21 protein-coding genes are annotated in these 22,563 nt (G+C 68.7%); 8 read left to right on the forward strand and 13 right to left on the reverse strand.

The genetic code is table 11. The annotated features are described in order from the left end of the window. The first annotated feature begins 18 nt into the window (after nt 1-18). The 4 genes from CVV72_RS23265 to CVV72_RS23280 are packed head-to-tail and all read left to right on the forward strand — an operon-like array spanning nt 19 to nt 2,759. Complete coding sequence (locus CVV72_RS23265) at nt 19-510, forward strand: gluconokinase (RefSeq protein WP_219145804.1); 492 nt, start codon at nt 19-21, stop codon at nt 508-510. Then, nucleotides 510-1,877, forward strand: coding sequence for a gluconate:H+ symporter (locus tag CVV72_RS23270; protein WP_219145805.1), 1,368 nt, complete (start codon nt 510-512; stop codon nt 1,875-1,877). The genes CVV72_RS23265 and CVV72_RS23270 overlap by 1 nt, the downstream gene beginning before the upstream one ends. A 49-nt stretch (nt 1,878-1,926) precedes the next feature. Next, nucleotides 1,927-2,253: a helix-turn-helix transcriptional regulator gene (locus tag CVV72_RS23275; protein ID WP_219145806.1), complete on the forward strand. Its 327-nt coding sequence runs from the start codon at nt 1,927-1,929 to the stop codon at nt 2,251-2,253. After that, nucleotides 2,250-2,759, forward strand: coding sequence for an SRPBCC domain-containing protein (locus tag CVV72_RS23280; RefSeq protein ID WP_219145807.1), 510 nt, complete (start codon nt 2,250-2,252; stop codon nt 2,757-2,759). Before CVV72_RS23275 ends, CVV72_RS23280 begins: the two co-directional genes overlap by 4 nt. 64 nt (nt 2,760-2,823) lie before the next feature. Here the strand turns inward: CVV72_RS23280 and CVV72_RS23285 are convergent, their stop codons facing one another. From CVV72_RS23285 to CVV72_RS23310, 6 genes are all read right to left on the reverse strand, one after another. Beyond that, nucleotides 2,824-3,828: an N-acetylglucosamine kinase gene (locus CVV72_RS23285; RefSeq protein WP_219145808.1), complete on the reverse strand. Its 1,005-nt coding sequence runs from the start codon at nt 3,826-3,828 to the stop codon at nt 2,824-2,826. Then, nucleotides 3,813-5,078, reverse strand: coding sequence for a 6-phospho-beta-glucosidase (locus CVV72_RS23290; RefSeq protein ID WP_219145809.1), 1,266 nt, complete (start codon nt 5,076-5,078; stop codon nt 3,813-3,815). Before CVV72_RS23290 ends, CVV72_RS23285 begins: the two co-directional genes overlap by 16 nt. After that, nucleotides 5,075-5,968, reverse strand: coding sequence for a carbohydrate ABC transporter permease (locus CVV72_RS23295; protein ID WP_125680324.1), 894 nt, complete (start codon nt 5,966-5,968; stop codon nt 5,075-5,077). Before CVV72_RS23295 ends, CVV72_RS23290 begins: the two co-directional genes overlap by 4 nt. 70 nt (nt 5,969-6,038) lie before the next feature. Further along, entirely contained in the window at nt 6,039-7,028 is a 990-nt protein-coding gene (locus tag CVV72_RS23300; RefSeq protein WP_034313174.1) for a carbohydrate ABC transporter permease, read from the reverse strand. 4 nt (nt 7,029-7,032) lie between these two features. After that, on the reverse strand, nt 7,033-8,415 hold the full coding sequence (locus CVV72_RS23305) for an extracellular solute-binding protein (protein ID WP_255632231.1): 1,383 nt from the start codon (nt 8,413-8,415) through the stop codon (nt 7,033-7,035). Between the two features lie 10 nt (nt 8,416-8,425). Continuing rightward, nucleotides 8,426-9,676, reverse strand: coding sequence for an ROK family transcriptional regulator (locus tag CVV72_RS23310; RefSeq protein WP_219154071.1), 1,251 nt, complete (start codon nt 9,674-9,676; stop codon nt 8,426-8,428). Between the two features lie 338 nt (nt 9,677-10,014). Between CVV72_RS23310 and CVV72_RS23315 the strand changes: the two genes are divergently transcribed. Together CVV72_RS23315 and CVV72_RS23320 are read left to right on the forward strand one after the other, a co-directional pair. Continuing rightward, entirely contained in the window at nt 10,015-10,395 is a 381-nt protein-coding gene (locus tag CVV72_RS23315) for a TetR/AcrR family transcriptional regulator (protein ID WP_219145810.1), read from the forward strand. Then, the gene (locus tag CVV72_RS23320) at nt 10,392-10,754 is read left to right on the forward strand and encodes a hypothetical protein (protein ID WP_219145811.1); all 363 of its coding nucleotides are present in this window, start codon (nt 10,392-10,394) and stop codon (nt 10,752-10,754) included. The genes CVV72_RS23315 and CVV72_RS23320 overlap by 4 nt, the downstream gene beginning before the upstream one ends. A 215-nt stretch (nt 10,755-10,969) precedes the next feature. Here the strand turns inward: CVV72_RS23320 and CVV72_RS23325 are convergent, their stop codons facing one another. The 6 genes from CVV72_RS23325 to CVV72_RS23350 all read right to left on the reverse strand — a co-directional run bounded on the left by CVV72_RS23325 (nt 10,970) and on the right by CVV72_RS23350 (nt 18,470). Then, the gene (locus tag CVV72_RS23325; RefSeq protein WP_219145812.1) at nt 10,970-11,212 is read right to left on the reverse strand and encodes a hypothetical protein; all 243 of its coding nucleotides are present in this window, start codon (nt 11,210-11,212) and stop codon (nt 10,970-10,972) included. 167 nt (nt 11,213-11,379) lie between these two features. Further along, nucleotides 11,380-12,393 (reverse strand): NAD(+) diphosphatase, encoded by a 1,014-nt coding sequence (nudC, locus tag CVV72_RS23330; RefSeq protein ID WP_219145813.1) that lies wholly within the window; start codon nt 12,391-12,393, stop codon nt 11,380-11,382. Then, on the reverse strand, nt 12,393-13,769 hold the full coding sequence (locus CVV72_RS23335) for a pitrilysin family protein (RefSeq protein ID WP_219145814.1): 1,377 nt from the start codon (nt 13,767-13,769) through the stop codon (nt 12,393-12,395). Before CVV72_RS23335 ends, nudC begins: the two co-directional genes overlap by 1 nt. After that, a complete protein-coding gene (locus CVV72_RS23340) occupies nt 13,766-15,070 on the reverse strand; it encodes a pitrilysin family protein (protein ID WP_219145815.1) in 1,305 nt (434 codons plus the stop codon). The genes CVV72_RS23335 and CVV72_RS23340 overlap by 4 nt, the downstream gene beginning before the upstream one ends. A gap of 21 nt (nt 15,071-15,091) precedes the next feature. Next, entirely contained in the window at nt 15,092-16,699 is a 1,608-nt protein-coding gene (locus CVV72_RS23345) for a DUF2207 domain-containing protein (protein ID WP_219145816.1), read from the reverse strand. A 1-nt stretch (nt 16,700) separates the two neighbouring features. After that, complete coding sequence (locus tag CVV72_RS23350; protein WP_219154072.1) at nt 16,701-18,470, reverse strand: DUF2207 domain-containing protein; 1,770 nt, start codon at nt 18,468-18,470, stop codon at nt 16,701-16,703. 252 nt (nt 18,471-18,722) lie between these two features. Here CVV72_RS23350 and CVV72_RS23355 point away from each other — a divergent pair, with 252 nt between their 5' ends. After that, nucleotides 18,723-19,991 carry a neutral zinc metallopeptidase gene (locus tag CVV72_RS23355; RefSeq protein WP_219154073.1) on the forward strand — a complete coding sequence of 423 codons (1,269 nt, stop codon included), beginning with the start codon at nt 18,723-18,725 and terminating at the stop codon, nt 19,989-19,991. Between the two features lie 282 nt (nt 19,992-20,273). After that, on the forward strand, nt 20,274-21,428 hold the full coding sequence (locus CVV72_RS23360) for an IS481 family transposase (protein ID WP_219145817.1): 1,155 nt from the start codon (nt 20,274-20,276) through the stop codon (nt 21,426-21,428). A gap of 205 nt (nt 21,429-21,633) precedes the next feature. Here CVV72_RS23360 and CVV72_RS23365 read toward each other — a convergent pair whose 3' ends face one another. Then, on the reverse strand, nt 21,634-22,521 hold the full coding sequence (locus tag CVV72_RS23365; protein ID WP_219145818.1) for an RDD family protein: 888 nt from the start codon (nt 22,519-22,521) through the stop codon (nt 21,634-21,636). Between the last annotated feature and the right edge of the window lie 42 nt (nt 22,522-22,563).

Below are 22,563 nucleotides of genomic sequence, written 5' to 3' on the forward strand. Positions count from 1 at the left end.
ACGACGTGGGAGGTACGGATGACCGTCATCGTGGTGATGGGCGTTTCCGGCTCGGGCAAGACGACCGTGGGCACGGCACTCGCCGAACGCCTCGGCGTCGACTACGCCGAAGCGGACACGTTCCATCCGAAGGCGAACATCGACAAGATGAGCTCCGGCCACCCGCTGAACGACGAAGACCGGCGACCCTGGCTCGAAGCCATCGCCGCCTGGATCCGGGACCATCAGTCCTCCGGCGGCGTCGTGACGTCCTCCGCGCTCAAGTACCGCTACCGCGACATCCTGCGCAGCGGCGGCGACGTCTGGTTCCTGCACCTGCACGGCGACCGCGACCTGCTCGCCGACCGGATGAAGACCCGCTCCGGTCATTTCATGCCGGTGTCCCTCTTGGACTCCCAGCTCGCCGACCTCGAACCGTTGCAGCCGGACGAATTCGGCCTCATCGCCGACATCGCGAAGAACCCGGAAGCGATCGTCGACATCGCCCTTTCCGCTTTCAAGGACCGCTGATGACCACCACTCTCGCCGCCGCCTGGACCGGACACGACACCCGTCTCATCGGCGCGACGGTGCTCGCCATCGCCGTGATCGTCGTCCTGATCACCAAGGCGAAGCAGCATCCGTTCCTGGCCCTGATCCTCGGCTCCGGCGTGCTCGGGCTCGTCGGGGGCATGCCGGTGGACAAGCTGATCAAGAGCTTCAGTTCCGGCGTCGGGTCCACTGTCGCCTCGGTCGGCGTGCTGATCGCACTCGGCGCGATGCTCGGCAAACTGCTCGCCGACTCCGGCGGCGCGGATCAGATCGTCGACACCATCCTGCGCCGCGCGGGCGACCGCACCCTGCCGTGGGCGATGGCGCTGGTCGCCGCGCTGATCGGGCTGCCGATGTTCTTCGAGATCGGCCTGGTCATGCTGATCCCGGTGATCCTGCTGGTCGCCAAGCGCACCGGGAAACCGTTGCTGATGCTGGGAATCCCCGCGCTCGCCGGGCTTTCGGTGCTGCACGGTCTCGTCCCGCCGCACCCCGGGCCGCTCGCCGCCGCGGGCGCGCTGAACGCCAACGTCGGACTCACCCTGGCCTTCGGTCTGCTCGTCGCGATCCCGACGGTGATCATCGCCGGGCCGCTGTTCGGCAAGCTGGCCGCGAAGATGGTCCCGGACGCCGTCGCGCCGGAACGCCTGATCCCGGAATCGTCCTCTTCGGACGGCCGGCGGCCCGGCTTCCTCGCGACACTGTCCACCGTGCTGCTGCCCGTCGTGCTGATGATGGGCAAGGCACTCGCGGACATCCTGCTGGAGAAGGAGAACCACGTCCGCCGCGTGCTCGACTTCATCGGCGACCCGCTCGTGGCGCTGCTCGCCGCGGTCCTGCTCGGCATGCTCACCCTTGGCAGGTCCGCGGGCTTCACGCGGGACAAGCTGTCGTCCACGGTGGCGGACTCGCTGCCGCCGATCGCCGGCATCCTGCTCATCGTCGGCGCGGGTGGCGGATTCAAGCAGACCCTCGTCGACGCCGGCGTCGGCAACGTCATCACCAGTCTCGCCACCGGCGCGAACCTGTCGCCGCTGCTGCTCGGCTGGCTGGTCGCGGTCGCGATCCGGCTCGCCACCGGTTCCGCGACGGTCGCGACCGTGTCGGCCGCCGGCATCGTGGCCCCGCTCGCCGCGACCATGGACCCGTCGCACAGCGCGCTGCTGGTGCTCGCGATCGGTGCCGGGTCACTGTTCTTCTCCCACGTCAACGACGCCGGGTTCTGGCTGGTCAAGGAGTACTTCGGGCTTTCGGTCGGGCAGACACTGAAGAGCTGGTCGATCATGGAGACGGTCATCTCGGTGGTCGCGATCGCGCTGATCCTGCCGCTCGGCGCCTTGCTGTAGCCGCAGTACCGGGTTGTCATGTGACCTTTTGGTCACCTATTCTGCTGGCGTGCCCGACGACGACCTGGTTTTCAAGGCCCTGGCGGATCCGACCCGCCGGTTCCTGCTCGACCGACTGTTCGCGCGCGACGGTCGCACGCTGACCGAACTCGAGTCCGGCCTGGACATGAGCCGGTTCGGCGTGATGAAGCATCTGAAACTGCTCGAAGAGGCCGGGCTCGTCGTCACACGCAAGGAAGGCCGGGAGAAGAAGCACTTTCTCAACCCGGTGCCGATCCGCCAGATCCACGACCGGTGGATCGACAAGTTCACCGAGCACAACGTGACCGCGTTGCTCGACCTCAAAGCCGAACTCGAAAAGCAGGAGCCGCCATGACCGACATCCAGGTCTACCGCGTCTACATCAAGGCCACCCCGGAGAAGATCTGGGACGCGATCACGAAGCCGGAGTGGTCACGGAAATACGGGTACACCGGCCTCGTCGACTTCGACCTGCGTCCGGGCGGCAAGCACGCCACGCATCCCACATCGGACTACATCGAGGCCGGGTTCACCGGCGACCTGGTCGACGGCGAGGTCCTGGAGGCGATTCCGCCGCGCAAACTGGTCATCACCTGGAAGCTGCTGATGAGCCCGGCCTTCGACAGAGAGCCGTACACCACACTCACGTACGAGATCGAAGAGACGAAGACCGCGGGCACCCGGCTGACCGTCACCCACGACGTCGCCGGCGCGCCGACGACGGCCGCCTTGGTCAACGGCTCGCAGGAGAACATCGACGCCGGACCGAACGAGAACCCCGGCGGCGGCTGGCCGTGGATCCTGTCGGACCTCAAGACGCTGCTGGAGACGGACGAGCCGCTCGGTTCTGCCGCTTCCTGAGCCGATGATCCGTGAAGGCCTCCTTCCCTACCTTGAGAGTAGGGAAGGAGGCCTTCACGGACATTCAGACCCGTTTGGTGGCGGCCTTCAGCGCGGCCTTGGCGGTGCCGGAAGCACCGATGGTGTCCAGCGCGAACAACGCCGCGCCGACCACCGGGGCCACGTCGACCACCTGGATCGAAGCCTGCGGCGCCACTTTCAGGCACCGCCGCTCGATTTCCGCGATCACCCGCTCGCCGACCCCGGTCAGCACTCCCCCGCCGAGGATGACCTCCGGCGCCTCCTCGGTGAGTTCCAGCCGCCGCAGGATCACCGAGACCAGCAAGGCGACCTCTTCGACGAACCGGTCGACCACGTCCTGCGCCACCTCGTCGCCGCCCGCCGCGACGGCGAACAGCAGCGGGCACAGGCCGTGGATCGCGTCGGAGTGCAACTCCTCGAAGTGCAGGCGCTGCACCACTTCCAGCACCGAAGACGCCTTGAAGTGCGCGGTGACGGCGGCTTGCAAAGCCGTGCCCGGCCCCCGCCCGTCCTCGGCACGCACGGCCCACCACAGTGCTTCCTCGCCCAGCCGGTAGCCGCCGCCCCAGTCGCCGGAGATCTTGCCCAGCGCGGGAAACCGGTGCTCACGGCCGTCGGCGCTGACGCCGGCGCCGTTGATCCCGGCGCCGCACACCACCGCCACCCCGGTCCCGTCGGAGCTGCCCGCCCGCAGCAGCGCGAGCGTGTCGTTGCCGACGATCAGCGTGTCGCTCCAGCCGCGCGCGGCCAGCGCGGCGTGCAGGACCGCTTCCTCCCGCGGGAAATCCAGCCCCGCGAGGTAAGCCGACGTATGTGTCGCGAAAGGACGTTCGTCGGGAAGCCCTGCCCCGCGAAGGGCTTCCAGGACCAGCTTCTCCAACGCCTGGACGCTGCCGTCGACCCCGATGTTCTGCGGGGACGCGCCCGGCCCTCGCGATTGTCCGAGTACCCGGCCTTCCCTGGAGACGATCAGGACGTCGGTCTTGCTGTTGCCGCCGTCGATCGCGACGACGACGTCCTGTGAGCCCGCCGTCATGCCCCCGCCCACGGCAGGAACTCACGGTTGACCTGCACCAGCGTGTCGGCGAGCTGATCGGCCTTGGTGTACTGGCCGACCAGCGGATGCGCGAGCAACGCGTCGGCCACCCGATCGCGGCCGCCCTTGATGGCCGCCTCCAGCGCGAGGTGCTCGTACGCGGTCACCCCGGCGATGAGCCCGGCGAACCGCTGCTCCACCGGCGGCTGCGCGATCGGACGCGGCCCGTTACCGTCCACAAGGGACGGAACCTCGATGACGGCGTCGTCCGGCAGGAAGTCGAAGGTGCCTTCGTTCCGGACGTTGACGACGTGCTCCTCCGCCGGGCCACCCGAGGTGAGCGCGTGCACGAGCTGCACCGCGGCCTCGGAATAGTAGGCACCGCCCCGCTTTTCCAGCTGCTCCGGTTTGGTCACCACCTCCGGGTCGAGGTACACCTTGAGCAGTTCTTCCTCGACGTCGCTGACGACGTCCGCGCGCGGCCGCTCGGTGCGCTGCTTCGTGACCTGCTCGTCGTGCCCGTAGTAGTACTTCAGGTAGTACGACGGCACGACGTTCATCCGCCGCATCCATTCGACCGGCGCGGTGACGTGCTCGCCGAGGAATTCCGCGTGCTCCGCCAGCAGTTCCGGCAGGCGGTCCTCGCCGTTGACGAGCACCTTCCGTTCCCAGCTCAGGTGATTCAGTCCGGTGTGCACGAGTTTGACCTCGTCGACCCCGGCACCGAGCAGATGCGCGAACGTGCGCTGGAGGTGGATCGCGACGTTGCACAGCCCGACGGCGCGGTGGCCCTCGTTCAGCAGCGCGCGGGTGACGATGCCGACCGGGTTCGTGAAGTTCACGATCCAGGTGTCGTCACCGGCGACCTTCCTTACCCGGTCGGCGATGTCGAGCACCACCGGAACGGTGCGCAGCGCCTTGGCGAGGCCGCCCGCGCCCGTGGTCTCCTGCCCGACACAACCGCAGGCGTGCGGGAACGTCTCGTCCCCGCGCCGCGCGCGCTGCCCGCCGACCCGCAACTGGATCAGCACCGCGGACGCCCCGTCGACGCCCTCTTCGAGACTCGACGTGGTGCGGACCCGCGCCGGATGCCCGGCGTGGCTCAGCAACCGATTGCTGAAATCCCCGACCGCCTCCACCCGGTACGCGTCCGGATCGATCAGCACGATCTCGTCGACGTCCAAAGTGGACCGCCGTCCGGCGATCCCGTCGATCAGCTCGGGCGTGTACGTGGACCCACCACCGACGACTGCCAGTTTCATCCCTTGACCCCTGTGAATGTGATGCCCTTGACGAAGGACTTCTGCGCGAACACGAACAGGACGATCACCGGCAGCATGATCAGCGCGGTGGCCGCCATGGTGAGGTTCCATTCCACGTGGTGCATACCGCGGAACGACGCGATCGCCAGCGAAAGCGGCCAGCTGTCCCTGGTCTCGCCCGTGTAGAGCAGCGGACCGAAATAGTCGTTCCAGGTGAACAGGAAGCAGAACATCGCGGTGGCCGCGATCCCCGGCTTCGCCATCGGGATCAGCACCTTGACCATCGCCTTGAACTCGGTGCAGCCGTCGATCTTCGCCGCTTCGAGGTAGTCCTTCGGAATGGTGAGGAAGAACTGTCGCAGCAGGAAGATCGAGAACGCGTCGAAGAAGAAGTACGGCGCGATCAACGGGATCAGCGTCCCGGTGAACCCGAGCCGCACCCACAGGTCGTACAACGGCACGACGGTGACCTGCGGGGGCAGCATCATCGCGGCGACGGTCAGCATGAAGAACAGGTTCTGCCCGCGGAACTTCAGCTTCGAAAGCGCGTACGCCGCCGGGATCGCCGAGACGAGCGCCCCGACCGTGGCCAGCGTCGAATACAGCATGCTGTTGCCGAAGTACCGCAGCAGCGGCGCCTTTTCGAACACCTCGATGAAGTTCTCGAAATGCCATTCCGTCGGCCAGAAGTTCGACGAAAGCGCCTGATCGCTGGACATCACCGCGGTGAGGAACACGAACAGGATGGGCAGCATGAAGATCACGCCCATCGCGATGCCCACACTGTGCGTCGCGATCCAGTAAAGCTTCTTGTCCCACTTGCGCCGCATCCGCACCTTCGGCGGTTCGGACGCCGGGGCGGCGTGCCGGGGTTCGGCCAGAGTGGTCATCCGCCCACTCCGCTCGCGCGGGACACCCGCACCCGGTCGGGGCCATGAACAGGCCGGCGCGAGAATATGATCATGCCCCCTCCTCCTGATGCTGGGACTTACGAAGCTGCCGCACGAGAATCCAGGTGAACCCGGCCGAGACGACGAACAGCAGGACCGCCATCGCCGCCGCGTAACCCATGTTGAAATACCGGAACCCCTGGACGTACAGCCAAACCGGATAGGTCAGCGTCGAGTTCTGTGGTGCGCCGATGAACTTCGTGTTGCCCGCGACGTCGGCCGCGCCTGCCGCGGCCGATCCCGCGACGATCGCCTGCGTGAAGAACTGCAACGCGAAGATGATCGAGTTGACGATGCCGAACAGCAGCACCGGCGAGATCGACGGCAGCGTGACATGCCAGAACCGGCGGACCGGCCCGGCGCCGTCGAGCTGAGCGGCTTCGTACTGCTCCTGCGGCACGTCGAGCAGCGCCGCCAGGATGATGATCATCAGCTCGCCCGAACCCCACATCACCAGCAGGGTCAGTGCCGGTTTCGACATCGCCGGGTCGTTGAACCACAGTCCGCCGTCGATGCCGACGAAGTCCAGGAACGCGTTGACCGGGCCGTATTCCGGGTTGAACAGGAACACGAAGGCCAGGGTCGCCGCCGCCGGCGGCGCCAGCGAGGGCAGGTAGCACAGCGTCCGGACCAGGCCGACGCCCGACTTCAGCCGGGAGATGACCGAGGCAACGCCGAGCGCGAACACCACCCGGCAGACGGTCAGGACGATCACCAGCCACAACGTGTTGTACGCGGCGGTGCCGACCAGCGGCTCGGTGGTGAACATCCGGACGTAGTTGTCGAACCCGATGAACTCCGGCGCGTTGATCAGGTCATACCGGGTGAACGAGTAGTACACGGTGGCGATCAGCGGGTAGCCGAAGAAGATCAGGAAACCCAGCATCGCCGGGGCGATGAAGTAGAAGACGGTGCGACGGCGGCGCGCCGCGTTCCCCTTCCGCGTCCGGGTGGACGCGGAAGGGGAGGCGACCGCCCTGGATTCCAGGGTCGAAGTCATGCGATCAGCCGCCGGCGCGTTTCTGGGCCAGCTCGTCGTTGATCTGAGCGTCGACCTGCTTCAGACCCGCGACCATGTCCGGGACGTTGCCCGCCTGCCACTTCTCGGCGAAGTCGTTGACCGCCTTGAGGTGCGCGTCGCCGATCGGGGTCGACGGGTTCGGCGTCAGCTTGCCGCCGTTGTACAGGTCGAGGAACGTCTTGAACTCCGGCGTGACCTCGAGCTTCGGGTCGGTCAGCGCGGCCTTGGTGCTCGGGACGTTCTTCAGGCCGTTCGACAGCTCGACCAGCGTCGCCGTGTCGAGGGTGACCTGCTTGATCAGTTCCCAAGCCGCGCCGGGGTTCTTGGCGCCCTTGGGGATCGCGATGATCGTGCCCGTGGTGAACGCGCCGCCGTAGCGGTCGGGCTTGCTGTCGAGCACCGGCGGGGCCGCGGTGCCGAACTTGAGCTCCGGCGCCTGGTCCTTGATGAACGCGGTGCGGTACTCGCCGTCGATCATCATCGCGAGCTTGCCGCGCTGGAAACCGTGGTCCGCCGAGTACTCCTCGCCGAGACCGGCCTTGAACTGCTCGACCTTGGCGTGGCCGCCGTAGAAGTCCACCAGCTGCTTCTGGAAGTCGAACATCGCCTTCCACTCGGGGCTGTCGGCGAGGTGCGACTGGCCGTCGGGGCCGATGTAGGTGGCGCCGAAGTTCGGGGCCCAGTACTGCGCCATGTTGGCGTAGAACGGCATCGACGGCAGGAAACCGGCGACCTTGATGGAGCCGTCCGGGTTGAACTCCGTCAGCTTCTTGGTGGCCTCGAACAGTTCCGAGGTCGTCTTCGGCGGCGACGTGACGCCCTTCGCCGCGAACATGTCCTTGTTGTAGTAGAAGCCGTAGACGTCGGCGAGCAGCGGCATGGCACAGCGCTTGCCCTGGAACTCGGTGTAGCTGCGGACCGCGTCGGGAATCTGCGTCAGGTCGATCTTGTCGCGGTCGATGTAGGGCTTGAGGTCCTGAAAGCTGCCCGTCGAGCACCACGCGCCGAGGTTGTCGGTGAAGAACGAGATCGCCACGTCCGGCGGGTTGCCACCGCGGATGGACTGGGTGATCTTGTCGTCGTCCTGCTGGCCTTCGTGCTTGATCTCGATGTTCGGGAACTTCGCCTTGAGCTTGTTGAGCCCGGCGGTGACCACGTTGTACTCGCGGTCGGTGAACTTGCTGTAGACGGTCAGCGTGAGCTTCGCGTCCGCGGCGGGGGCGGCCGCCGCGTCGCCCGCCCCACCGTTCGGGCCGCTTGCGGCGCCCGAACAAGCGGACACCAGTGCGGCGACGGTGACCGCGCCGAGCACTATCGAGCCGCGCCAACGGCGGCCACTTCTCCGAACCTGGGTCGTGGAACTCATGACCCTCCTCCTAGTTGGTTGGGGCGGGAGACGGTGGTTCTGTTCGTGAATCCGGGATCGCCACGATCGGATTTGGCTCTCCCGCCCCGGACCGTCTCGGCCCGAGGAGCGAAGGGGTGTTGACGCCGAAGACGTCCCGTCGGACGGTGGCGAGCGCCGATTGGAGCGCGCCCGCGCGGACCGCGTTGCCCTGCACCGAAGCGACCCCGACGGGGGTGCGGGGCAGGACCAGTTCGTGCAGCCTTTCCGCGACCAGTGCGGCGAATTCGTCGCCACCGGCCCGGCTGGTGTCGCCGGAAAGGAGCACGAGTTCGGGGTCGACGACCGCGATCAGGCCGGCCGCTCCGCCCGCGACACGGCGGGCGAGGTCGTCGAGGAAGGCTTCGTCGCGGTTTTCTCGCGCCTTGGCGACGGCGTCGGCGCCGGTCTCCGCCTCGATGCCGTGCGCGGCGGCAAGCTCGACGACGGCCGGAGAAGCGACGAGATCACCGAAACGATCTCCCGCACGGGGCTTCTCCCTCGGTGTGGCAACGGAAACCGGATCGGGAACACGCATCCAGTCGATCTCGCCGCCACCGCCGGTCGCGCCGCGCAGCAGCCTGCGGCCGACCACCACCGCGCCACCGACGCCGTCACTGAGCCAGATCATCACGAAGTCGTCGAGGCCGACGGCCTGGCCGACCGTCATCTCCACGATCGCGACGAGGTTGACGTCGTTCTCGATGGTGACCTCGACGCCGAGCTCCCGGCTGAGCCTGCCCGGCACGTCGAACCCGAGCCAGCCGGGGATGTGGGGCGCCGACGAGAGCAAACCGGTGCGGGGATCGAAGGCGCCCTGCGCACCGATGACGACGTGGCGGAGATCGGTGGCGGCGAGGCCGGCACTGTTCGCGACGCTGGTGAGCGCCGCGCCGAAGGTGCCGACGACGTCCGCGCCCTCGTGGACCGGCAGCGGGACCTGGTACTCGGCGAGCACCGTGCCCGCGACGTCGGCGACCACGAAGTCGGCCTGCTGCGGCGTCAGGTCCACGGCCGCGACGTACGCGACGCCACCGTCGACCTGCCAGAGCTGCGCCCTTGGGCCCCGGCCCCCACCGCGGACGCCGGCCTTGGCGACGATGCCGTCCTGCTCGAGCCGGGTGAGCAGCTGCGCCGTCGCGGGCTTCGACAGGCCGATGGCGACTTCGAGCTCGGAACGCGTCAGAGGGCCGTCCCTGAGGAGGACCTCTATGGCCGCGCGATCGTTGATCTCGCGCAGCATTCGCGGACTACCGGCTCGCACTGGGGCTCGCTCCCGACTTCGTTAGGAAACTTTACAGACGGTTTCCGGGGACTGTAGTGAGCCGAGCCACAGCCGTCAACGGCGCCGGGAAACGGGGAGGTAACGCTTGCCGTGTCCCGCACAGCGGGTATGCGTACCGGCGCGGAGGGTGGTCGCCGCGGGTCGCCGCTCGCGACCACCTGCGCGTTTCGTGCGGCCAATCGGACGACACGCGTGACTGGATGGACGACTCACTCGTCGGCCGTGTCGCCATCCAGGCAGACGCGCCGCCGTCGGTGTTCTTGACTGGTCATTCTTGAATGACTATTCTCAAACTCATGGCCCGACCACGCCAGTTCGACGAGACGACAGCGATCGAAGCCGCGGCGGCGGTCTTCCGGCAGCGGGGATACCACGCGACCTCGGTCGATCACCTCGTCGAGGCGACGGGTGTCCACCGAGGAAGCCTGTACGGCGCGTTCGGCAGCAAGCACGGCTTGTTCGCCCGGGTGCTGGAACACACCGCCGGCGATGGGGACGACGCCGGGCGGCTCGACGTCCTGCTGATCGCCCTGCTCGAACTCGCGCCCGAAGACGAACGGCTGCGCGCCCGGGTCCGGACCGTCATCCAGGACGCCGGGGCCACCCCGGACCAGCTGGGACGCCGGTTGCTGGCCCGCGCCGGATTGCCGGACATCGACAACGGAGGAACGACATGAGCAACAACCGCGTCACCATCACCGGAGACCGCCTGGTGGTCGAACCGGTGGGCATCGACAAGGTCTGGTCACTCACCCGGCGGCTCGAATTCCCGCTCGCCCACGTACGCGGCGCGACACACGATCCGGGAATGCGCGACGAGCCGAAAGGGTGGCGCGGGCCGGGTCTCCGGATCCCCGGGAAGCTCAGCGGTACCTTTCACGCCGACGGCGACCGGCAGTTCTGGAACGTCTCCGGATTCGACCGCACGGTCGTCATCACCCTCGACGAGGCCGAGGACTACAACCGGCTCGTGCTCACGGTCGACGATCCCGCCGAGACCGTCACCGCCGTCAACAAGGCGATCGCGATCGCGTGACGACCGGCTCAAGTACATGAAGGCCTATCCGGGGTGGCGTCGAGCTTGCATCCGATGCCCCAATGCCACCTTGGGACACTGAGCGCCGACCGACACCGGCGCGGAGGGTGCTCGCATGGCAGACCTGCCCCGGCGAGTGGTTCGTGCCAGACGACGAAGGGCCGCTCAGGAGGTTCGACGCCTCCCGAACGGCCCTTCAGCGACGCGGTGGTGGATCAGAAGTTGGGCTGCACGTACAGATCCCACACCCAGGGAAGCGAGGAGGGATAGCACATCCACCCGTCCCAGTCTCCGGCGATCTGGCCATGGTGGCCGGTGATTCCGCAGTCTTCTTCGGTGTACGAACCGAAGTACTCGTAATCCGAGGCCTGCGCCGCTCCCGCGGTCACGGCGCTGAACGAAACGAGGGCCGCGACAGCGGCTCCGGCGACGGCGACCCGCCGCAAGGTGTTCTTCATATTCCCCAGTGTCCTAACTTGATGATCTCGAAACGGACAGCAGGAGATTAGCGGACACGTCACCGCGTTGGGGGCGAATCACCAACATGATCGAAGTCCGTGAAGGCCTCCTTGAGGGGCCCAGAGTCCCTCAAGGAGGCCTTCACGGACCTCGCACCCGCTTCGGATCAGACGCCGGCCCAGGCCGCCAGCATCACGCGCGCGATCGATGAGTTGCCCGGCAGCACCAGCTGCCGGGTGCCACCGGCGATCGGCGTCGGCACGGCGCCCGCGTTCCGCAGCTGACTGTTCGCGAAAGCGGCCCGCACCTCTTCGCGCGAAACCCAGAACGCCTCTTCGATCTCGCCCTCCGCGGGCACGATCGTCGCGGTGATGTCGGCCCGCGCGGTGAAACCGAGCATGATCGAGCGCGGGAACGGCCACGGCTGGCTGCCGAGATAGCGCACATCGCGCACCTCGACGCCGACCTCTTCGCGGATCTCGCGTTCGACGCACCCTTCGAGCGATTCCCCGGCCTCGACGAAACCGGCGAGGATCGAGTACCGGTCCGGCGGCCAGATCGGCTGCCGCGCCAGCAAGACGTGCTCACCGTTGACGCCCGCGTCGTCGTGCACGAGGCAGATCACCGCCGGGTCGGTGCGCGGGTACTCCTCGCGGCCGCAGCCGCTGCACTTGCTGGCCCAGCCCAGCTGGATCAGCTCGGTCGGGCTGCCGCAGCGCGTGCAGAACTTCGCCTGCCGCCGCCACGCCTGCAACGCCTGCGCGGTGGTGAACAGCCCGGCCGACGTGTCGTCGAGCAGATCGCCGTAGCCGCGCAGGTCGACCCAGATCTCGCCGTCGCGGCGCTCGATCTGTTCGACGACGCCCCAGCTGCCCGCCATTTCGACGGTCTCGGTCTCCCCCGTGGGGCGGCCGGGCATCGACCAGTAGTCGGTGCCCTGCCACTCCCCCAGGAAGACCGCGTCGACCGGCGGCTCGGTGCCGAAGTCCTGCGATTTGCGGGTCGCGAGGGTGCCGGAACCCTCCACCACCGGGGTGCGCGCGTGCTCGTCGAGCAGCACGATCCGGGCGTTCGGCCAGCGCTCGGCCAGCCTGTCCGGGTTGGTGCGCAAGGATTCCTGACGGTCCGCGGTGGAGCGCGAAAGCGTCGGGAGCGCCCCCAACCCGAACGGCGTCTCCATCAGGAGGGCTCCCCGACGGTCACGTCACCCAGCGCCGTCAGCTTCGCCGCGAGGACGTCGGCGTCGCCGACGACGACCCCGGTGAACCGCTTGGGCGCGAAGAACTCCAGCGCCGCGTTCGCCACTTCTTCGGCGGTGACCCCGGCGAGGCGCTCCGGATGCCCGGCGAGCCATTCGACGCCCAGCCCGGTCGCGGCGAGCGCGGACAGCTGCGCGGCCAGGCCCCCTTGCGACGACGCCGCCGTGACCAGCGAACCGATCGCGTACTGCCGCACCGACTCGACCTCGTCGGCGGTCGGCGGCACGAGACCGAGCCTGGCCAGCTCGTACCGCGTCTCCATGAGGGCGGCGGCGGTCGCGTCGGTCGCGGTGTCCGCGTCGACGTTCACCACGGCGGTCTGGTCGGTGAACTCGAATCCGGAGTGCGCGCTGTAGGTGTAGCCCTTGTCCTCACGGATGTTCTCGACCAGCCGCGACGAGAAGTACCCGCCGTACACGAGGTTCGCCAGCTGCAGCGCCGGGTACCGCGGGTCCGTGCGCGACACGCTCTGCGCGGACAGCCGGATCTGCGACTGCACGGCACCGGCGCGCGGCACCAGCAGGACGTTGCCACCGGTGAGTTCGGGCAGCGCGGGCAGGCGGACGGCGGAGCGCTCCGAAGCCCAGCCCCCGAGCGCCTTCTCCAGGTCGCCGATGACGGTCTCCGGGTCGATGTCGCCGACGATCACCAGCACGGATCCCCGCGGCAGCACCGAAGCGCGGTGCAGCGCGCGAACCTGTTCCGGCGTCACGACCGCCACGTCTTCGGCCTGCGGGACCTCGCGCACCGCCGGGTGGTCGCCGTAGCGGTGCTTCTGCAGCGCCTCACGGGCGATCGTCCTCGGCTGCGTGCGGGAGACGGCGATCCGCTCGATGAGCCGCTCGCGTTCCCGCTCGACCTCGGCGTCCGCGTACGACGCGCCGGTGAGCGAGTCGGCGAGGACGTCGAGCATCGTCGGCAGACCGTCGGCCAGCGAGGTACCGGTGATGATCAGGCGCTCCGGGTCGACGCCGGACGCGAGGTCACCGCCGATCAGCGCCAGATCCGCGTCGATCTCGATGCGGTCGCGGCGGGCGGTGCCGGTCAGCAGGGTTTCGGCCAGTACCTCGGCGGTGGCCGGGTGCAGCTTGTCGTCACCGGCGAACGGGATCCAGACGCGCAGCTCGACCAGCGGCACGGTGGGCTTGCGGACGGCGAGCACGCGCAGCCCGTTGCTCAGCGTGGTGTCCACATGGGACAGATCGGCGGCGGCGCGCTGTGTCCCCAGCGAAGGGACCGGACGCGGCCCGGTGGCCGTGCGGCCGATCTCCTCGGCGGTGCGGTGCGGTGCGCTCACTGCTCGGTACCTTCCTGGTCTGAAGATCCACTACCCGGGCGGACGACGAGCACGGCGCGCGAATCCGGCCGCAGCGCCTTCGCCGCCGCCGAAACGGCCTCCCCGGTGATCGCCGAGATCTTCTCGGCGAGCCGGTACACCAGCGAAGCGTCGCCGTACAGCAGCTCGAACGAGCCGAGGGCCAGCGTGCGGGACACCAGCTTGTCGTGCTCGGAGTGCAGGCTCGCGGCCCAGCGCGCGGTGACCTTCTTGATCTCCTGGTCTTCCGGCGGCGTGGCCGCCAGCTTCTCCAGTTCCTCGTCCAGCGCGGCGAGGACCTGGTCGGTGCTGACCTCGTGCGGGTGGATCGCGGTGATGGTGAACGTGTCCGGGTCGCGGGCCTCGAACGGGCCGAACAGCCCGGCGCCCGCGCCGATGTCGACGACCAGCGGCTCACGGTGCACCAGGCGCTGCTGCAGGCGGGAGCCGTCGCCGTCGGTCAGCACGCCGGCGAGCACGAGGTTCGCCAGGTAGCCGTCGAGGTCGTTGATCGGATCCGGCATGCGGTAGCCGACACCGACCGCGGGCAGCGGGGCGTGCGGGTCCACGTGCTCGCCGCGCAGCTCGCCCTCGGGGGCGGGCTCGGCGAACGACGGACGCTCCGGGGCGGGCCGGTGCGGCACGTCGCCGAAGTGCTTCTCGATCAGCTCGCGGGCCTCCTCGACGGTGAAGTCACCGGCGACGGTCAGCACCGCGTTCGCGGGCGAGTAGTAGGTGTCGAAGAAGGCCGCGCAGTCGTCCAGGGTGGCCTGTTCGAGATCCTCGAAACCGCCGTAACCGTTGTGCGCGTTGGGGAACGTGGAGTACAGCACCGGCGGGAGCAGGATCCACGGGAACCCGCCGTACGGCCGGTTCAGCACGTTGAGGCGGATCTCCTCCTTGACCACGTCGATCTGGTTGGCCAGGTTCTCCTGCGTCAGCTTCGGCGCCCGCATCCTGTCCGCTTCGAGGAACAGGGCGCGCTCGAGTGCCGCGGCGGGGAGGACCTCGAAGTAGTCCGTGTAGTCCGGATGGGTGGAGCCGTTGAAGCTGCCACCACTCGACTGGACGTACCGGAAGTGCGCGAGCTTCTCCAGGCTCTCGCTCCCCTGGAACATCAAATGCTCGAAGAGGTGCGCGAAACCGGTGCGCCCTTCGGGCTCGGAACGGAAGCCCACGTCGTAGTGGACGCTGACACCCACCACCGGAGCGGTCGCGTCGGGCGCGAGCACCACGCGCAGACCGTTGTCGAGGGTGAATCGGACAAGCTCGGGATCGGCCATGCGCACCACCCTACGGGCTAGTCAGGCCTCCAGGCGACGACCCTGGCGGGTCGCGGCGAAGGTTCCCACTAGCGCGGCCGTGAAGTCGCTCACCCACTCGATCGGCACTTCCTCGCCCTCTTCCTTGCCGTACCAGTAGATCTTGGGCGGCCCCTTGAGCGCGGCGAATCCGGAGAGCCACTGTTCTTGTTCGCCGAGAGCGAGCGCGTACGGCAGCGCCCGGGAAAGAAGCACCTCGCGTTCGAGCTTCGGGACGGCCGTCGCCTCGGTCGCCAGCAGCGCGTCGCGGACGCCGAGCAGCCGTCGGTGCAGCGCGACGCCGGCGCCGGTGCGCACCGGCAGCCATCGGGCGGCGACGGCGAGTACCGCGCCCGCGGCGATGACGATCACCCCGAGCTGGGCGTAGCCGACGGTCAGGGCCAGCAGGACGGTGAGGAACAGCCCGTAGAAGCAGATCCGCAGGCCGACGCGGGTCAGCCTGCCGGGCAGCCGCGAGTACCAGCGGCGTTCGACCACGCTGTCGGCCAGCACGTCCCGCACCGTTTCGATCCCGATCCGCGCCGACTGGATCTCCGTTAGCAGCACGGACTCGCGTTCGCCGGGCAGCAGCGCCTCGAAGACCGCGCGTTCGTAAGCGGTCAGCTGGTCGTCCGGCGGGTTGCGGCGGACGAGCCGCCAGCCGGTCAGCTCGCCGGGCTCCTCGCTCACCCAGAGGTAGTTCCGGACGGCGAGGTCGACGACCGTCGCGGCCAGGTCGACGGCGTCGGCGCGCCCCGTGAGCACGGTTCCGACCTGCCCGGGCAGCACTCCGTCGGGTGACGCGAACGCGGCCTGGTCGTCCTTCCCGGTGAGCAACCGGACCGGGAGCGCGTCGCCAGGGTGCTCGTCCCGCCTCCGCAGGAGGATCAACGCCACCGCGGCCGCGACCAGCGCGAGTGCGAAACCGAACCAGGCCCAGCCGACCGGAGCGGTGAGCACGAACGCTCCGGCGAAGGTCTTCGACGGCTCCAGGCGCGCGTTCGCCGGGACGGTTCCGCCGGGCAGCTCGACGGAGATCTCCATCCGCTGCCCGGCCGCGAGATTCTGCTGGCTGAACCTGGTCAGCCCGGAATGCGCGATCTGGGCGGTGCCGCAGCGTGCGCGAGCGCCCTCAGGGCCGGCGTGACAGGTGACCGCGTTCGGGACGGACGGCGCGGCGAAGCTCGCCCGCACCAGTTCGAGCCGGGAGTCCCAGCCGCCCGCGAGCTGCCAGCTCACCCGGGTCAGGCCGTCGGCTTCGGCGACCGCACCGTCCACTGTGTACCGGACGACCGAGGTTCCGCCCTTGAGCTTGACGGTGAACTCGTCGTCGGTCAGCTCGGCGTTGCCCGCGCCCTCGATGACGACGTCGCGGATGCCGATGATCCGGTCGCGGTCGTGCGGGGCCGCCGTACGGAGCGGGATCCGGCGGGTCATCGTCGCCTCGGCCGGCACGGACACCGCCTCGACCACCGAGAGGGCGCCGTCGCGTTCCACCTTGAGCGAGATCTCCGCGCTGTTCGGCAACGAGGGCAGCTGCGGTTCGCCCTGCGCTCCCGCCGGTGCCGCGCCCAGCACCAGCAGGAGACCGACCAGCAAGCAGATCTTCACGTCAGGCGGGGACCGGTTCCGGGCGGAGCGAGCGCAGGTGCCCGGATTCGGCGAGCAGACCGTCCAAAGCGGACAGGAACGACGGCAGATGCGCGGCGAACCGGCGCAGGTCCCGATCGCCTTCGAGGCCGCCGAACCAGTACAACCCGGCCGAACCGTCCGCCGACGGGTCGAGCCCTTCGAACGTCCGGAGCCAGCGCTCGACGTCACCGAGCACGATGGCGTACGGCAGCGAGCGCGAGAACACCATTTCCCGGTCTCCCAAAGGAATGTCGGCGACCTTGACGGTGTGCAGGTACTCGAGCAGGCCGCGCACCTGGCCGACCAGACGCCTGCCGCGCGAGGTCCGCGGCGGCACCCACGAAGCACCCAGCAACGCGGCGACCCCGGCGAGCACGGCCGCGACGCCGAGCAGCGCGTGCCCGACGGTGAACGTCAGGACGGCGGTGCCCACGAGACCGAGGGCGATCAGGCCGATACCCGCCCAGGTGAGTTTGCTCTTGCCCTTGTCCGGGCGGCGCGAGAACCAGCCCCGGCGCACCACGTCGGCGTACATCGCCTCGCCCGCGACACGGAGATCGACGGTGCCGCGGCCGCGAAGTTCCGACAGCAGCACGGAATCGGTGCCCTCGGGCAGGATCGCGGTGTAGATCTCGCGTTCGAAGGCGGCGAGGTGCTCGTCCGGCGTGTTGCGGCGCGCGATCTGCCAGTCGACCGTGCCCGCGCCGCGGACCTCGGCGATCCACAGGTAGTTGCGGACCGCGAGGTCGACCACCGTGCCGCTGACGTCCACGACGTCGACCGTCTCGTCGACGACCGTGCCGACCTGTCCCGGCAGGACACCGTCGGGCGAAGCGAACGAAACCCGGCCGCCTTCTCGCATGAGGACGTCGACCGGACCGGTGCCCGCAGCGAGCGCGCCCTTGTCGCGGCGGCGCAGCAGCCAGACGGCGAGCGCGCCGAGGACCAGGAACAGCGCCAGCGCCCCGAACCCGATACCGGCGAGGGTGGTGAGGGCGAACGCCCCGCCGACCGTGGCGATCTGCTCGAACCGCGCGTTCGCGGGCACCGTGCCCGCCGGGAGCTGGACGGCGATGTCGACCCGTTCACCCGCCGGGAGTTTGTCCTGCTCGACGCGGACGACGCCGCTGTGGTCGGTCTCCGCGAGCGAACACTGCCTGTCCGAACCGAGCGGCCCGGCGAAACAGTCCACTGTGGGCGTTTCGCGCGTCGGCGCGCTGAACGAAGCGGACACCCGGGACAGCTCGCCGTCCCAGCCGCTCGCGACCTGCCAGCGGACCTGCTGGGCGCCGTTGACGTCCGCGACCGCCCCGTCCACTTTGTACTTGAGGGTGGCCGCGCCGCCGTCGAAGGTGGCGACCAGCTGCTCGCCGTTCGGCTCCGCTCTGCCCGCGCCCTCGACCGAGACGTCACGGACGACGTACACGCGGTCCTGCTCCTCACCGGCGGGAACCCGCAAGGGAATCCGGCGTACGAGGTGCTGTCCACCCGGGACGGTCACCTGCTCGGTGATCGACAGCGAACCGTCGCGTTCCACCTTCACCGCGACGTTCGCGGCCGGACCGCTCGGCGGCTGGAGCAGCCCGAGCTGGCCGCGGGCGCCGATCGGCGGCGGCTTCGGCAGCTGCGGCGCGTTGGTCAGCGAAGGGCCGGCCGCGGGCGCCTCCGGAACGTTCGTATCCGACGGCGGGGCCATCAAGGCCGAGCTCGCCGCGACGGCCACGACCGCCGTCCCCCATTTCGTCAACACAGCCACACACTCTAGGGCAGCCGATCTATGCTGACCGCCGAAACGCCGAATCCGCCACCTGGGCGAACGGCGTTGCCGAACGCATGGGGGATCCACTCGATGAACCAGCAGCCGCCCGGCCCGCCTGATCCGCGGCGCCGGCCGACTCCGCCACCACGTCCACCGCAGGGCGGCCGTCCGCTGCCGCCGCCTGGTGGCCGTCCGCTGCCACCGCCGGGAGCGCGTCCGCTGCCGCCGCGCGGTGGCCCGCCGATGCCGCCGCCGAACCGGCCGGGTCCCGTCCCGCCCGGTCCTCCTCGGCCGCCGGTTTCCCGGCCGACGCCGATGCCGCCGCCGTTCCGGCCGGGTCCGCCGAGCGGCGGCATGCCGCTTCCCCCGCCGGGCGCGGCTCCGCTGCCGCCGCCGCGGATCGGCGCGCCGGTCCCGTTCCGACCCGGGGCCGTCGGCCCGCCGCAGCTTCCGTACGGTCCGCGTTTCGCGCAGCCCGCGTTCACGCCTTACGGGGGATACCAAGCCAAGAAGTCGAACGGCGGGGTCATCGCGGCGGTCGCGATCGTGGCCTTGATGGCGTTGATGGGCGGGCTGCTCATGGTGGTCACCCTCGCCAACGGCGGCTCGAGGCAGGTCGCCGATGTCGGATATTCGAGCTACCCGACGACGTCCTCTTCGGACTACACGACGACCACCACGTCCACCGACACGTCGACCACGAGCACCGGTTCGAGCGATTCGACCGCCTCCCTCGAGACGTCGGCGGGCTCGACCCGCGAGACGTCGGCCAGCCGCGCGCCATCCGGGCCGCGGCCGCACCTCAAGCTGGCGGACAACCCGCTGTGGCTGGATTCCCAAGTCGGCCTGCCGAACCAGCCGTGCAATCTCTCGCGCTGGGCGAACAACCCGGACGCGGCGGCGGCCTTCTTCGACAGCGCGCGGCCCTGCCTGGACAGTGTCTGGCAGCAGGTCATGAACTACACGAAACTGCCGTTCCGGGTCCCGACGGTGAAGTATCCGTCCGGCAAGAACTGGTCGAGCCCCTGCGGCGACGCCAGCAACGGGTCGGTCGCGGCGTTCTACTGCTCCCAGAACGAGACGCTTTACATGCCGTACGAAGGCCTCCAGGTTTCCCAGTACGGCAGCCGGCCGGGGGTCTATCTGGCCGTCTTCGCCCATGAGTACGCGCACCACATCCAAGCGCTTTCCGGTATTTCGGAGGCCTATTGGACCGCACGCTACGAAGCGGGCACCGACTCGGCGGCAGGGCTGGAGATGTCGAGGCGCAACGAGCTTTCGGCGCAGTGCCTGTCCGGGACGTTCCTGGGTTCGACGGTGGGCCGCGGCGGCTCGGTCGACCAGGCGATGTACCGCGACGCCTGGCAGACCCAGGACCGCGGCGACCACAACGGCGGCCCACGCGACCACGGCTCCGACGCGCACGCCGTCTCGTGGTGGCAGCACGGCGCGCAGAAGAACCGGATGTTCGAGTGCAACACCTGGTCGGCGAAGTCGTCCGACGTTTCCTGACCACACTTGGTCCGTGAAGGCCTCCTTCCCTACTTTGAGGGCAGGGACCGGCACCTTGACTGTCCGCAAGGGACTCGAATCGAGACTGAAGTGCCCGATTCGGACGATTCGCGCGTCTTTCGCGGGGTCGTGAGTGTTATGGATCGTTCTAACGACATGTCTGAGTTCAGGACATCGTGAACAGTTGATGTTTCAGGACATCGTGAACACTGACCGGCCTGTCGGCGTGATGACCAGGGTGTTTGTGGTGATCATCCGGCGATGGGCAGTACAGGGTTTTCGATGGATCCTGAGTTCGTCGCCGCGGTTGCGCGGGTCGCCGCGGGCGAGAAGATCAACATTTCGGGGTTCTGCCGTGACCGCGGCATCTCCCGGGGCGTGTTCCACAAGTATGTGACCCGGTTCAAAGCCGAGGGCGTGGATGGGTTCATCCGCCGCAGCACCGCTCCGCGTCACCATCCGACCGCGTTCGGGCCGGAAGTGGCCGAGGCGGTGCTGCGGGCCCGCAAAGAGCTCGAGGACGAGGGCTGGGACAACGGGCCGATCTCGATCCACTGGCGGCTGGAAGACGCCGGGTTCGAGCCGTTGCCGTCACGGTCGGCGATCTACCGGATCCTGCGTGATCGCGGCCAGATCACCCCGGAGCCGCGAAAGAGGCCCCGCACGAGGCGCCGGTTCGAATACGCCGACCCCAACGGGTGCTGGCAGATCGATGGCATGGAGTACTACCTGGCCGATGGGCAGAAGGTCTGCATCATCCAGATCCTCGACGACCATTCCCGCCTCGACGTCGGCACCTACGCCGCGGCCAGCGAGAACAGTGCTGACACCTGGGCGGCGTTGCAGCAGGCCTTCGCCGGCTACGGAGTACCGGTGAAAGTGCTCTCCGACAACGGCTTGGCTTTCTCCGGCAAGCACCGTGGCCTCATGGTCGAGCTGGAACGCCACCTCGCCGGAGAGGGTGTCACCACGATCGCCTCCTCGGTCTATCACCCGCAGACCTGCGGGAAGAACGAACGCGTCCACCAAACCCTGCAAAAGTGGCTCGCCGCACGACCCCCAGCCGAGAACCTCGTTGCCCTGCAACACCTTCTCGACCAATACCGGCACACCTACAACACCCAGCGACGGCACCAGAGCCTCGACGGCCAGACCCCGCAGCAACGCTACGACGCCAGCCCCAAAACCGCGCCATCCACCAACCGGCAAGCCCCCAGCGGCACCACCCAGCGGCCGATATCCGCCACCGGCGTCATCGCGTTCTCCGGCTGCTCCATCGTCCTCGGCCGACGCTGGGCAGGCCACACCGCGACCGTGTTCTGGCAAGGCGACCGCATCACCATCATGATCGGCGACACGGTCACCCACCAGCTCACACTCAACCGCTCAGTACGCTACCAACGTCTCACCAACCAGAAACCGTTCACGAAGTCCTGAAACACATCTGTTCACGAAGTCCTGAAACAGGACAGATCGTTCTAACGACACTTACCACTCACGACACCCACGCAGAACCGTATATACGTGCTCAATCGGACATGCGGTCGCCAAGAAGCATCCTTTGTGGACACTCGATGCCTGCGCCCGCCCTGTCAGCGTTGGAAACCAGGAAGGAGGCCTTCACGGAACGGCTCGGCGCGGGTCAGCCCGGCGGCGCGAAAGGGTTCTCCGGAACCGGCGCTGACGGAGCTTCCGGCTGGACGACCGGTGCGGGTGCAGCCGGAGCGACCGGAGAGGCCGCCTGCGGATAAGCCTGCCCGTACTGGACCGCCGGTCGCAGCTTCGCCTGGTCCCGCCTCCGTCGCTCGGCCAGCACGGCCGACAGATAGGCCCAGGACGGCACTCCTGGCGGCACCGGCGCCCCGATCGCGGCCGCGACCTGCTGCGCGAGCCCGTACCCGAGCGCTTCGACCGCTTCGGGGCGAAGCTCGCTCGTCCGGCTCAGGTATTGCCGGACGGCCAGCGCGAGGTCGTTCGACAGCCGGGTCAGGTCCAGCTGCGAGGCCCAGTACGCCAGCTGCGGCGGCATCCCGACGTAGGGCGTCCGCGAGGCGGGCATGCGTTCCCGGATCACCAGCGTGCCGGCGAGATAGTCGCCGACGCGGCGGCCGTTGGGCGACAGCAGCGACGTGACCACCGCCACGACGCCGAGCATCCCCAGCGCCCAGAAGTCGACGAAGAACCCGGCGAGCCCGCGGACCAGCGCGTGCCGGAACCGCACCGGCCCGCCGTCGGTGCGGACCACCCGCAGGCCGAGCGCCATCTTCCCGAGGGTGCGGCCACGGCTCAGTGTCTCGAAGATCACCGGGTAGCCGACCATGATCAGCACGACGGTCACCAGGAACAGGGTCAGCGCCAGCGCTTCGTCACCGAACGCGGCGACCTGGCTCAGCACCAGCATCGCGACGATCAGGGCGACGAGCTGAAGGGCGACGTCGAGCATCATGGCGAGCCCGCGGCTGGCCAGTTTCGCCGCGCGGACGTCCAGGACGACGGCCTCGCCGGTGACGAGTTCGGACTCAGGTTCCACCTGGCAAGCGTAGTGACGAATAGGCTGGGCGACCAAGGACGA

The sequence above is a fragment of the Amycolatopsis sp. TNS106 genome (assembly GCF_019330265.1).
Classification (GTDB): domain Bacteria; phylum Actinomycetota; class Actinomycetes; order Mycobacteriales; family Pseudonocardiaceae; genus Amycolatopsis; species Amycolatopsis lurida.

Coding starts and splice junctions, on each gene's coding strand:
- CVV72_RS23265 (WP_219145804.1), top strand. CDS start 19: ATGACCGTCATCGTGGTGATGGGCGTTTCCGGCTCGGGCAAGACGACC.
- CVV72_RS23270 (WP_219145805.1), top strand. CDS start 510: ATGACCACCACTCTCGCCGCCGCCTGGACCGGACACGACACCCGTCTC.
- CVV72_RS23280 (WP_219145807.1), top strand. CDS start 2,250: ATGACCGACATCCAGGTCTACCGCGTCTACATCAAGGCCACCCCGGAG.
- CVV72_RS23290 (WP_219145809.1), bottom strand. CDS start 5,078: ATGAAACTGGCAGTCGTCGGTGGTGGGTCCACGTACACGCCCGAGCTG.
- CVV72_RS23295 (WP_125680324.1), bottom strand. CDS start 5,968: ATGACCACTCTGGCCGAACCCCGGCACGCCGCCCCGGCGTCCGAACCG.
- CVV72_RS23300 (WP_034313174.1), bottom strand. CDS start 7,028: ATGACTTCGACCCTGGAATCCAGGGCGGTCGCCTCCCCTTCCGCGTCC.
- CVV72_RS23305 (WP_255632231.1), bottom strand. CDS start 8,415: ATGAGTTCCACGACCCAGGTTCGGAGAAGTGGCCGCCGTTGGCGCGGC.
- CVV72_RS23310 (WP_219154071.1), bottom strand. CDS start 9,676: ATGCTGCGCGAGATCAACGATCGCGCGGCCATAGAGGTCCTCCTCAGG.
- CVV72_RS23315 (WP_219145810.1), top strand. CDS start 10,015: ATGGCCCGACCACGCCAGTTCGACGAGACGACAGCGATCGAAGCCGCG.
- CVV72_RS23320 (WP_219145811.1), top strand. CDS start 10,392: ATGAGCAACAACCGCGTCACCATCACCGGAGACCGCCTGGTGGTCGAA.
- CVV72_RS23325 (WP_219145812.1), bottom strand. CDS start 11,212: ATGAAGAACACCTTGCGGCGGGTCGCCGTCGCCGGAGCCGCTGTCGCG.
- nudC (WP_219145813.1), bottom strand. CDS start 12,393: ATGGAGACGCCGTTCGGGTTGGGGGCGCTCCCGACGCTTTCGCGCTCC.
- CVV72_RS23340 (WP_219145815.1), bottom strand. CDS start 15,070: ATGGCCGATCCCGAGCTTGTCCGATTCACCCTCGACAACGGTCTGCGC.
- CVV72_RS23355 (WP_219154073.1), top strand. CDS start 18,723: ATGCCGCCGCCGAACCGGCCGGGTCCCGTCCCGCCCGGTCCTCCTCGG.
- CVV72_RS23360 (WP_219145817.1), top strand. CDS start 20,274: ATGGATCCTGAGTTCGTCGCCGCGGTTGCGCGGGTCGCCGCGGGCGAG.